The 12063-nt window shown below is 40.0% G+C and carries 12 protein-coding genes; 3 read left to right on the top strand and 9 right to left on the bottom strand.

Annotated elements, in window-relative coordinates; genetic code table 11:
* Nucleotides 1–92: 92 nt before the first annotated feature.
* The 9 genes from phoU to KHA99_RS24790 form a co-directional block, all read right to left on the bottom strand.
* Complete coding sequence (phoU, locus tag KHA99_RS24830; protein ID WP_213120170.1) at nt 93–752, bottom strand: phosphate signaling complex protein PhoU; 660 nt, start codon at nt 750–752, stop codon at nt 93–95.
* A gap of 13 nt (nt 753–765) precedes the next feature.
* Entirely contained in the window at nt 766–1539 is a 774-nt protein-coding gene (gene pstB, locus KHA99_RS24825) for a phosphate ABC transporter ATP-binding protein PstB (protein ID WP_213120169.1), read from the bottom strand.
* Between the two features lie 12 nt (nt 1540–1551).
* Nucleotides 1552–2373 (bottom strand): phosphate ABC transporter ATP-binding protein PstB, encoded by an 822-nt coding sequence (pstB, locus tag KHA99_RS24820; protein WP_249366883.1) that lies wholly within the window; start codon nt 2371–2373, stop codon nt 1552–1554.
* A gap of 14 nt (nt 2374–2387) precedes the next feature.
* Nucleotides 2388–3275, bottom strand: a complete 888-nt coding sequence (gene pstA, locus KHA99_RS24815; protein ID WP_213120168.1) for a phosphate ABC transporter permease PstA — start codon at nt 3273–3275, stop codon at nt 2388–2390.
* Nucleotides 3272–4195: a phosphate ABC transporter permease subunit PstC gene (pstC, locus tag KHA99_RS24810; RefSeq protein WP_213120167.1), complete on the bottom strand. Its 924-nt coding sequence runs from the start codon at nt 4193–4195 to the stop codon at nt 3272–3274. Before pstC ends, pstA begins: the two co-directional genes overlap by 4 nt.
* Nucleotides 4196–4289: 94 nt before the next feature.
* On the bottom strand, nt 4290–5198 hold the full coding sequence (locus tag KHA99_RS24805; protein ID WP_213120166.1) for a phosphate ABC transporter substrate-binding protein: 909 nt from the start codon (nt 5196–5198) through the stop codon (nt 4290–4292).
* Nucleotides 5199–5387: 189 nt separating this feature from the next.
* A complete protein-coding gene (locus tag KHA99_RS24800; RefSeq protein ID WP_213120652.1) occupies nt 5388–7478 on the bottom strand; it encodes a peptidoglycan D,D-transpeptidase FtsI family protein in 2091 nt (696 codons plus the stop codon).
* A 172-nt stretch (nt 7479–7650) separates the two neighbouring features.
* Entirely contained in the window at nt 7651–8868 is a 1218-nt protein-coding gene (locus tag KHA99_RS24795) for an MFS transporter (RefSeq protein WP_213120165.1), read from the bottom strand.
* 115 nt (nt 8869–8983) lie between these two features.
* Nucleotides 8984–9592 (bottom strand): superoxide dismutase, encoded by a 609-nt coding sequence (locus KHA99_RS24790; RefSeq protein ID WP_213120164.1) that lies wholly within the window; start codon nt 9590–9592, stop codon nt 8984–8986.
* A 371-nt stretch (nt 9593–9963) separates the two neighbouring features.
* Here KHA99_RS24790 and KHA99_RS24785 point away from each other — a divergent pair, with 371 nt between their 5' ends.
* The 3 genes from KHA99_RS24785 to yqfZ all read left to right on the top strand — a co-directional run bounded on the left by KHA99_RS24785 (nt 9964) and on the right by yqfZ (nt 11967).
* Nucleotides 9964–10659, top strand: coding sequence for a Crp/Fnr family transcriptional regulator (locus tag KHA99_RS24785; RefSeq protein WP_213120163.1), 696 nt, complete (start codon nt 9964–9966; stop codon nt 10657–10659).
* Nucleotides 10660–10768: 109 nt separating this feature from the next.
* Nucleotides 10769–11542 (top strand): DUF1189 domain-containing protein, encoded by a 774-nt coding sequence (locus KHA99_RS24780; RefSeq protein WP_213120162.1) that lies wholly within the window; start codon nt 10769–10771, stop codon nt 11540–11542.
* 95 nt (nt 11543–11637) lie between these two features.
* On the top strand, nt 11638–11967 hold the full coding sequence (yqfZ, locus tag KHA99_RS24775; protein ID WP_213120161.1) for a protein YqfZ: 330 nt from the start codon (nt 11638–11640) through the stop codon (nt 11965–11967).
* The last annotated feature ends 96 nt before the right edge of the window (nt 11968–12063 follow it).

The raw sequence follows: 12063 nt of genomic DNA, 5'->3' as shown, positions 1-12063 counted from the left end.
ATGCGTTAAGAAAGTATAAAATTCGGGAAAATTTTATACTTTCTTATTAGCAAAAAAATAGGATGAGGCCTAAAGCCCCATCCTTCATCATATTATTTATTTAAATTCAGCCGTTTTCCAGTTTCTTGGTAAATTACATTTTCAGCAATATTCGTTGAATGGTCGGCAATTCTTTCAATGAACCGGCAAATAAAGGACAATTGGATAATTTGGTTCATAGAGTTTGGATTTTGCGGGATATATGTCATCAGCTCATGAACTAGGTTCCCAAACATATTGTCGACTGCATCGTCCTTTTCTGCACATTTTTGAGCAATCGTGATATCCTCGGTATAAAATGCGGTTATGGAATCAGTCACCATCTCCAAGGCAGCTTCCATCATCTGCGGGATATCAACAATTTCTTTAATATATTTTTCCTCACCAATATGGACGACTGACTTAGCAATATTGACAGCCATATCCCCCATTCGCTCAACCTCGGATGAGACCTTCAATGCGACATTAATTCTTCTTAAGTCCCTGGCTACCGGTGATTCTGTAGCAATCAACATTAGTGCTTTTTCATGTATTTCCTGTTCCAAGTCATCAATGGCATTATCACCGTTAATGACACGGTTTGCTAATTCAAGATCTTGATTTAGCAAAGCAAGCATGGCGTCTTTAATTGCCTGTTCCGATATCCCGGCCATTTTAAGCAGCATTTCTTTTAAATGTTTTAAATTGTTATCAAAATTAGACCTTGTATTCATCCTTTTCACCCCACTATCCAAATCGTCCAGTGATATAGTCTTCCGTTCTTGAATCTTTTGGCATTGAAAAAATGTTTGGTGTCAAATCTACCTCGATTAATTCCCCCATAAGAAAGAAGGCCGTTTTGTCTGAAACACGAGCAGCCTGCTGCATATTGTGAGTGACGATGACAATGGTATACTTTTCTTTTAACTCAAGGATTAACTCCTCGATTTTCAGGGTTGAAATCGGGTCTAGCGCCGAGGTTGGTTCGTCCATTAGTAAAACATCAGGCTTAGTTGCAAGAGCCCTGGCGATACACAGGCGCTGCTGCTGTCCGCCTGACAGTCCAAGTGCAGGGGCATGCAAACGATCTTTAACTTCGTCCCATAAAGCCACATCTATTAATGCCTTCGTAACAATTTCATCAAGATGTGTTCTTTTCTTAATTCCATGAATTCTCGGCCCATATGCTACATTATCATAAATGGACTGTGGAAACGGATTTCCCTTTTGAAAGACCATGCCAACATGTTTACGCAATTCTACTAAGTCCGTTTTAGGATTTAAAATATTTTCACCGTCAAAGTTCACTTCTCCGGTTATTCTTACATTCGGTATCATTTTATTCATCAAGTTAAGCGTTTTTAGAAAAGTTGATTTTCCGCAGCCCGAAGGACCAATCATGGCTGTGACTTCTTTTTTCTGGATAGGAAAGTTGATGCCTTTTAAGGCATGGTGCTCACCGTACCATAAATTAAGATCTTTTACATCGAAAATATCTCTTGTTAATGTCTGTGTGGACATGAGTTTTCCCCCTTATCCGAATCGGCCGGAAATGTATTCTTCTGTCTTTTTAACTGATGGATTGGTAAAGATTGTTTCCGTGCTGTCGTATTCAATTAAATCACCACTTAAGAAGAAAGCCGTTTTATCCGAAATCCGGGAAGCCTGTTGCATATTATGAGTAACAATAATAATTGAGTATTCCTTCTTTAAATCAACAATTAGGTCTTCAACCTTGGCATTCGAGATTGGGTCAAGTGCTGAAGATGGCTCATCAAGCAGGATGACGGTCGGTTTCATAGCAATCGTTCTGGCAATGCAAAGGCGCTGCTGCTGCCCGCCAGAAAGCGAGAGGGCTGATTTATGAAGTCTATCCTTCACCTCATCCCATAGAGCCGCTTTTCGTAAACTCTCTTCGACAATTTCATCAAGTTTGCTTTTTTTCTTAATCCCAGCAAATTTCAAGCCATGGGTAATATTTTCATAAATGGATTTTGGAAAGGGGTTAGGCTTTTGAAACACCATGCCAATTTCCTTTCTTAAGGCCACTACATTGATATCTTCAGATAAAATATTGAGATCTTCATAGATAATCTCTCCGATTGCTTTTGCCCCGGGGATCAAGTCATTCATGCGGTTGATACTCCTTAGAAACGTTGATTTCCCGCAGCCTGACGGACCGATTAGGGCAGTCACAGTATTCTTCTCAATATCCAAAGAAATCCCATTAACCGCTCGTTTTTCTCCATAAAAAATTTCTAAATTCTTCACAGCTAAAATAGTTTCAGGCTGGAATACACTTGTTGTTTGAAAAGGTAATTCCACATTCGTTCTCTCCTTTATCGCTGTCAACATTCGACTCCACCTCTTTATTTAGTTGCTGTTGCCCGTTTGTGAATCAAACTTCCGATCCAGCGCGCCAATAGATTAAAGATCAAGACTGAAAGAACGAGGACCGCAGAAGAACCGCTGGCAACTTCATTGACATCAGGAATTAATCCTTGTGTATTTACAGACCATATATGAACCGCCAATGTCTCAGCAGGGCGGAAAATATTCAACGGTGATTGTTCTGAAAAAGGATTCCAGTTTGTATAATCCAGTCTTGGCGTTGACAGACCGGCTGTAAATAATAATGCTGCAGCTTCACCAAAAACCCTTCCTGCAGCAAGAATGGCTCCAGTTAAGACGGACGGGAATGCCGCTGGCAAAATAATCGTTTTAATCGTATGCCAATGGGTAACTCCCAAGGCGAGGCTGGCTTCTTTTAAATCACGAGGTACTGCCCGGATGGCATCCTCGGTCGTACGTACCATTGTCGGAAGGTTAAAGATTGTCAGTGCCAATGCACCGCCTAAAATGGTGTAACCCCAGCCGGTTGTGTTGACAAAAATCAATAATCCAAACATACCAATAACAATGGAAGGCAATGACGATAACACTTCAATACAGGTCCGGATTAAGTCGGTTACTTTACCCGGTTTCGCATACTCAGCCATATAGACGCCGCCGCCAATTCCAATCGGAACGGTAATCAGCATCGTGATAAACAAAATATAAAATGAATTAAATAATTGGTCGCGAATCCCTCCGCCAGCCCGGACATTACTTGAAGGAGATGTTAAAAATTCAAGCGAAATATGTTTAAATCCATTGACGAAAATATAGAAAAACAATCCTGCGAGAATCGTTACAATCGTGATGGCAATGGCTACGAAGACCCCTGTTGCAATTCGATCGGCTGCTTTACTATTCATCGTAACTTCCTCCTTGATGACAGATAACGAATGAGGAGAATGAAGGCAAACGACATAATCAATAAAATAAGACCCATTGACCAAAGAGTGTTATTCTCCACGCTGCCATAAGTGGTATGCCCCATATTTAATGTAATAATGGTCGTTAATGTTGCTGATGCATCCAAAATACTTGATGGCAAATTTCTCACGTTTCCGATGACCATCTGAACTGCCAATGCTTCACCAAATGCTCTCGCCATACCAAGAATGATGGCTGTAAGCAAAGAAGGCATTGCAGCCGGCACCAACACTTTTCGAATCGTCTGCCATCTTGTTGCACCTAAGGCATAAGATCCTTCCCGGAGATGGTTCGGAAGTGAACTCATTGCATCCGTTGCAATCGTTGTAATCGTCGGTAAGATCATGACGGCAAGGACAATCATCCCGGATAGTAAACTAAATCCAAGCCCGCCGACATTTTCTCTAATAAACGGAACTAATACAGTTAAACCAATAAATCCATACACAACTGATGGAATACCTACTAATAATTCCACGATTGGCTGAAGAATTTTTCTTCCCCATGAAGGAGCAATTTCTGTCATAAAAATCGCTCCGCCAATTCCTAATGGTGCGGCAATAAGTGCGGCGAGAAAGGTAACAGCAAAGGATCCGAAAATAAACGGAAGAACTCCATACATCGGGCTCGCTTTATCTGTAGGATTCCAATTAGTGCTTGTTAAAAACTCGATGATGCTAATCCCGTTCTTCGTAAATGATTGCATTCCTTTTGTTCCAAGGAAGATCGTAATCGCAATCGTAGCCGATATCATGATAACGGCACACAAAATGACAATTAATTTCCCTCTAAATTCCCCATCGAGTCTGCTTCTCTTTGATTTTAGCAATCTATCTTTTGCGGGAAGAAGTTTTTCCATAGTAAACCAAACTCCTCTTGAATACGTGATAATAGGGTAAACGCTCTGCATTTACCCTCTTTTATTGTTCAACAGTTCATTCTAAATGTTTCTATTAGATATTTTTTTGATTTCCCTCAGCATCACGTTCTACTTTCATTTTTGTAACAGGTAGATATCCTTGTTCCTTTAAAAGAGTGTTTTGGATATCATCTGACATTAAATAATCTAAGAACGCTTTTGTTAAACCTTCTGCTTCACCTTTAGTATAAGAGTGCTGATATGCCCAGACCGGGAATTTTCCGGATTGTACATTTTCTGCAGTCGGTTTCACACCATCAATCGAAAGCGGAGTTACAGAATCATCAGTGAAGTAAGAGAATGCAAGGTATCCAATTGCACCTTCAGTTTCGTTAATAATCTTTTTAACCGTGTTAGAAGAATCCTCAGTAATTCCTTCAGCAGGTGTCGCACCATCAAGAGCAAAGTGATTGAAAACCGCACGAGTTCCGGATGAATCAGGACGGTTTACAAGAACAATCTTTTGATCTTTACCGCCAAGCTCTTTCCAGTTTGTAATTTTTCCAGTAAATACTTTGATTAGATCTTCTTTTTTAATATCATCAATTCCTACTTTAGGGTTAACAGCAGCTGTCATCCCCACCACTGCCACTTTGTGGTCAACAAGTTTGTCAGCAGGAATTCCTTCTTTTTCTTCAGCAAAAACGTCTGAGTTACCGATTTGAACTGATCCTTCAGCAACCTGTGATAAGCCTGTCCCAGAGCCGCCGGCATTTACTTGTATATCAACTTTTGGATTTTCAGCCATAAATTCTTCAGCAGCTGCAGCAATTAACGGTTGCATAGCTGATGATCCTGAAACAGAAATTGAGCCTGATAGTTCTCCAGAGTCTTTCCCTCCACCACTATCTTTATCTGAAGAAGAATCACTTCCACATGCTGCTGCTATAATCATGAAAGCCGCAATTAACATCATTAGGCTAATTTTTTTAAAACTTTTCATTTACTAATTCCCCCTAAGAGTTTGGCTGTTTGTTCTGCCTTACAAACATAAGAATAAAGGATGACTGTAAATAGAGTTTTAATGTTTTGTAAAGGTTATGTAAATGAATGTTTAGTTTTTGTAAATCAAAATCTAGCAATCTGGCAAAAAAAAACACCTGCCTCATCCTGGAGACAGGTGTCACTTTTATTAATGTTGCGGTTGTTCAGCGGGTGGGTTGTTTGCCGCTGTGTTATCCTCCCCGGCAGCTGCTGTTCCGCTTTGGCGGGCATTTTTTAAGTTGAAATAGGCATCCATTGCCCTTGTGCCAATTAGGTGGTTAATACTTGGGCCGCTGTTTCCTTCATAAGCCCATGGCACCACTACGGCAATGGCCACTTCAGGATTATCGTACGGCGCAAAGCTGACAAGACTTAAATTCCAAACTTCGGTTCCACGTTTCGATTTATCAGAGCCATCATAAAAAGCTTCCGCTGTACCGGTTTTGCCTGCCGGATTATATGGCTTACTTCTCCAAAAGCCGGTACCGGTACCGTCGCCAACCTGCATAACCATTCGAAATCCCTCTTGGACGCGTTTAATCCATTCATCCTTCATTTCAATACGATTTAATACCTTCGGCTGAATTTCCGCCACAATCGGACCCAATTCATTGTTATCCAATTCTGGTTCACGAATTTCCTTCACAACATGCGGCTGAATCCGGTAGCCCCCGTTTGCGATGGTCGAAATGTATTGCGCAAGTTGAATAGGTGTATACGTATCGTACTGGCCGATGGCAAAGTCAAGAAGCAGACCTGACCGTTTGTCAGAGCCTGGAAAACCGCTCATTTCATTGGGAAGGTCAATACCTGTACGAATTCCAAGGCCAAATTGATTAAAGGATTTCCGCATTGTACTGAAACCTTTGTCCGTATCCAATACAAGCGGTCCATTCGGAATATAACGGCCGCCAGCCATAGCAATTACCGTTTTCCACATGTACACGTTCGAGGAGACCTGCAGCGCCCGTAAATCGTTAATGTCGCCGAAAGTTTTCCAAGATTTTTTAACAGGTGTTCCTTTAATGACTAGTGGTTCATCCCGAAGGACAGATCCCGGTCTTATGGCACCAGTTTGATAGCCTGTTAAAATAGTCGCACCTTTAACAGCTGACCCCATGTTGTATGAGCTTGTAAACGTCCCTTGGGCATAATCCCGCATTTCCAGTTTGCCTGTTTCCTTATTCTTTACAAGCTGTTTACCTGACAATGCCAGGATTTCACCCGTTTTTGGGTTCATCATAACGGCAAAGGCCCTATCCATAAGTCCAGTATTCGGGCTCTTTTTTGCGTTCCAAATCTCTTCTTCAATAATTTTATCTACTTGTGCCTGAAGGTCCATATCAATGGTTAAGACAAGATCTTTTCCACGATTGCCTTCCGATATGACCTCAGAAGATAAAATTTTTCCCGACTTATTGGTTGTATTTTTTACTTTAGCCTTCTCCCCACGGAGGACATCTTCGTATTTTAATTCCAGATAGCTCTTTCCAACCCGTTCATTTCGGCTGTAATCTTTGGCAAGATACTTGTCCAATTGTTCCTTTGGCAGCCCCGAATCAGAAGATGATACATCCCCTAAAATAGATTTTAGGGTATCTCCAAAAACATAATTTCTAGCCCAATCTGTGGTGGTATCAATCCCCGGGAGATTTTCCAGGTTTTCACTGACAGCGGCAAATTCCTCAGGAGTTACATCTTTATTTTTGACGATTTGCGGTGTTAAAGCGTAACCGCTGTTGAATTCCCGATAAATAGCTAGCGTTTTTACCTCATCCGGGGTCAGACTGTTCAAATCTTCGTCAGTAATTCTCTTAAGCTGTAGTTTATAAATGTCTTTATCATCCAGCTTTTTGTTTTCTAATTCGGTCCACTCTTTAGCGGTAATTTTCTCTTTTGCTTTATTCGGATGGATTAACATCCAAAAATCCTTTTTATCACGTTCGCGGACCTTTGAGGTGTCCATAGTAATTAATTTTGCCAATTTTTTAGCTGTTTCGAGCATTTCCTGCGGTGTTGTATTTTGATATTTAGTATACGTAATCGCATTTAGCGGTGAATTATCAACAATAACGTTACCGTTTCGATCTATCATTCTCCCTCTTGGCACGGGATTCGAGACCGTAATATTGTCCGTCCGTTCAATTTCCCTTTTAAAATCGTCTCCGAATACAATTTGTAATTCTCCAAGCCGTAATACAAGAATGGAAAAAAGCAAAAAGACGACAAAGAAAAGCATGTTTAAGCGAAAAGGAACCGCCGGCTTCTTCTTTTTCTTTTTCAAGGTCAAAACGCACCTCCCTAAGTCATAACCTAATTAATTGTATAAGAAAGTGTAGTTTTTTTCTATGGAGAAGACTTACCATTTTTTCAAAATAAAAAAGCGATGAGCAAAATCTTCACTCATCGCATTATACAGCGGGCAGCCGGACCCTTTTGATAAAGAGATAAATCAATGTATGCCCTGCTCCTAAAATCAATAATAAATATGGGATGCTTTTTTCTTCATTAAATAGAGTGACTGCTGCAAGGAAAGCAAGGACGGAAACAATACGGCCAATATTTAAGAAAATTTCCCTCACTACAATATATTCAATTCGCATTTCCGCTGCCTTCCAGCCTGTTCCAATCACATCATACGTTGTTGACATATACGGAACGAGCAAAAGCGGATACGCAATCGCAATCATAGCAGCATAAATTAACAGCTTTGCGTAGTTTACTTCCCAGGCTATCAGAATGACTGCGGCATATAGTATAAGTCCGCCAATGAGTATGGCCTTTTTTCGATAATTTTTTTTAATCAGCCTGGAAGCAAGAAAATAGGCAACAAACGAGATTCCCGAATTTAGCAGCCCAAAGGTCCCCAAAGCCATTTCGCTGCCAGTCGAAATATACACAAAGACTGAAATGACAAATAAAAACGTCCCTTCTCGGAGGCCCTGAAAAAAATGGGCGTTCGTGACAAGACGCCAATTTTCATTTTGTTTTCTTTCTTCAAATATTCGTTTGAAGCAATATCTCCCCTTCGCTGGTCTTGGTTTCAAAGAAAAGCTTAACAACACCGCAAGGGCAAATAATCCTAATGACAAGCCGAAAACAATCGTATAGCCGGTAAACTTTTCGAATCGAGTAATAATCACCCCTGCTGCGATAGGACCAATCATCCCGCCTAAGGAAGATAATATTCCTAAAAAGCCATTGAAAAAATCTCTTGTTTCCGGTTCGGTGATTTCAAAAGTCAGCACATTGTAGGCTAGCCAATAAAAACCGTACCCTACTCCCAACAGTCCCCCTAAGAGCAGCAAATAAGTGGCAGCCTTAGTCCCGGTTAGTAAGACGGCCAAATAGAAGAACGCTAAAAAAGTAACTCCTATACGGAGAACAATCACGCGGTCAATTTTCTTTGCCCATCGGCCTGCCAAAATAAATGTGAGCGGCTGTAAAACGACGATGGAAAGGTTATACAAGGCGAGATCGGAGTATTGGCCAGTTTGCTTCCATAAATATATGTTCACAAATGTGTTGGATAAGGCAACGCTTAAAGAATATAAGCCGCCAATAATCAGTAAAAGGGTTAAATCCTTTGTTAATTCAACATCCCCTAAAAACTTAAATTTTTTTGCCATAAAAAAACTCCCCTTTGTCTTAAGAGGTAGTCTTTAACAAGCGGCAGGTTCTTATTCAAATTTGAGCATGAAAAAAAGACAGCTGCAATGAGCTGCCTTTTTTTACAGATATTAATTATTTTGCTGCGCTGTAACGCTTGGAAACTTCGTCCCAGTTTACTACGTTCCAGAAAGAAGCGATGTAGTCTGGACGCTTGTTTTGGTATTTTAAATAGTAAGCATGCTCCCAAACATCAAGGCCAAGGATCGGAGTTTTGCCTTCCATTAATGGAGAGTCTTGGTTTGGTGTGCTGGATACTTCTAATTCGCCGTTATTAACGGATAGCCATGCCCAGCCAGAGCCAAAGCGAGTAGTTGCTGCTTTTGCAAATTCTTCTTTGAAAGCTTCGAGGCTGCCAAATTTGCTGTTGATCGCATCAGCTAATTCTCCGCTTGGAGCACCGCCGCCATTTGGAGAAAGAATTTGCCAGAATAAAGAGTGGTTCGCATGACCGCCACCGTTGTTACGAACAGCAGTGCGTGCTGCTTCAGGAACAGCATCCAAGTTTGAGATAACTTCTTCAACAGACTTAGAAAGCAATTCTTCGTTGCCTGCTAAAGCGTTGTTTAAGTTAGTCACATAAGTGTTGTGATGTCTTGTGTGGTGAATGTTCATAGTTTCCTTATCGAAATGTGGCTCAAGGGCATCTTCCGCGTAAGGTAATTTTGGTAATTCAAATGCCATGAAAAATTCCTCCCTATGTACTATTTTTTTAAAGGCCTTGGCACACTAAAATTCAGCGAAAAGAATTTTAAAATATTTCCAAAGCTTTGTGACTTAAGATTACCAAAGTTGAGTGGTAAGTATCAAATAATTTGCTTAAACCACCATATATAAAATATCCATTTTTCAGAGTTTTATGCAGCTTTTTTACATTAACGTTTCACAACTATCGACTTTTCGAAAAATTGTCATGAATCATGCAATCGGCATGCTGTCAACGATTTATGTCATAGCAACTGTTTTTATTTACATATTTTGTTAAACGCACTATTGACTAGTTATATTTTATTCCTTTTAATCATCATATACATGGTTTTGAGGAGTGGCAGGACATGCAGAAAAACAGCCTTTCTATTTATGAAATCTTACATTATTTTTTCAAAAAGACTGCGCCGGTACAAAAGATAACAGTAGGTAGTGTGCTTTTCCATGAGAAAGATCCGGCCGAATTTATATACCTGCTCCTAAATGGCGGTATTGCCTTAGGGCGAATGCATGTTAGAGGAAAGGATTTTATTTTAAAAATCGTGAATAACCAAGAATTAATAATTGAATACCAGCTTTTTAAAGCAAATCCCCGCTATCAGTTCTATGCCAAAACTTTGACGGATTGTGAGCTGATTGCAATCAAACGGGAGGACTTTGAAAATTTTGTGTTAACGGACCCCGAAGCAATGCAAGCACTTGCCACATGGCTATCAACAAGCTATTTGAAGGTGCAGATGAAATGCCAGGATTTAATCATGAACGGTAAAAAAGGCGGACTCTACTCAATCCTTATCCGTCTATGCAATTCGTATGGAGTCATGACACCCGATGGGATCCTGATTGATATGCCCTTGACTCACCAAGAATTGGCCAATTTAACTTTTGGCACTAGGGAAGTGATTCAGCGTGCCCTCAAGGAATTACGAGAGCAAAACATTATCTCCTATGACAATCAAAAATTTACGATAAGAAATCTCAACTACCTCAAGCAAACCGTAGATTGCCAAAACTGTTCCGCGGAAATTTGCGGCTTAAACTGATTTAACCTGCCTCTATGGCGGCCCTATTTAAAGTGTTAACTACCTTGTTCTTGTCTATCATAGCTTCAAAAGCTACAATAGAATGGTGAATCTATATGAGGTGGTTAATATGAATATTTTCAAGCAATTATTTAAAAGTATCTACTCGCCGAAGGATATAGCCTTATTTCGTTTCCAAGGTATCGGAAAAACAATTCTTTTTGTTTTCTTATTGACATTTATTTCGGTCCTTCCGTCGATTGTTTATTTCAGTACAGCCTTAACAACCGGATTGGATTCTGCCAAAACCCTTCTGGAAGAGGAGGCTCCTGATTTTACGATAAAGAATGGACAATTAGAGGCAGATACTAAGGTTCCTGTAACGATTAAAAAGGATGATTTTACGATTATCTTGGACCCTACCGGTGCCGTTTCTAGCCAAGATGCAGCCGATCAAGGAAATTCATTCGCCCTGTTAAAAGACGAGTTTGTTATTACAGCCGGTGGTCAAAGCGATACATACCCCTATTCCATGATGGAAGGTCTGAAACTTTCAAAGAAAGATCTCGTTGATTTTGTTAACTCTATTAGTGGACTAAAGGGCATTATTATCCCGATTGTCTCCTTATTCATCTATTTGTTTTCAAGTGCCGCTAGTTTCATTGAAGTTTCTGTTCTTGCTTTAATCGGACTTGTGTTAAAAAATCTCGCCGGAAGAAAGCTTACTTATCGGCATTTATGGAGAATGGCCGCATACAGTGAAACATTGCCGACATTATTTTTTACGATAATGGCCGCACTGAAAACAGCCGTACCAAACAGCTTTTGGATCAATTGGTTTGTCGTTATCATTGTTTTATATTTGGCGATAAATGAAATCCCAAAACCGAAAAAAAGTAGCTAAAGCATCCATTCAACGGATGCTTTTTTCATTTATAAGTTCTATTTAAAGGTGGACAAGCATAGGTTTGTAGAAACTTTTGTTTGGAGGCTTGTCCAATGAAGAAATTGTTTGGTATTTTAATTGCCATTTTAGTCATATATGTTATTTACTTCGACTTAACTGTCGGAACTTTGCCTTCTACAGCAAACATTCAGGTAGAGGCAAATGTTAATCAAACCGCTAAACCTAGTACCAGCATCCCTTCTTTTACAGAAAAGGTAAAACCAGGTGAAACTGTTATTTCCATTGTCGAACACCAATTAGGAAAATCTCTTCCTGTATCTATTTCTGACTTAATCGAAGATTTTCAGGCATTAAATCCAGGGAAGTCACCAGAAAAAATCCAAATCGGTTCTACATATCATTTTCCTGATTACTCAAACTAATGAAGATAATCCTTATTCTTGTCAAAATTAGATGCAGGCTGATACAATAAAAGGTGAATTGTTTTTAATCCTATATTCGAATCCAGCTAAAGGAGC

Origin of the sequence: Neobacillus rhizophilus, from assembly GCF_018343535.1 — a bacterium.
In the GTDB taxonomy this organism is placed as follows: Bacteria; Bacillota; Bacilli; order Bacillales; family Cytobacillaceae; genus Neobacillus; species Neobacillus rhizophilus.
This window is presented reverse-complemented; position numbering and strand designations above follow the sequence as displayed.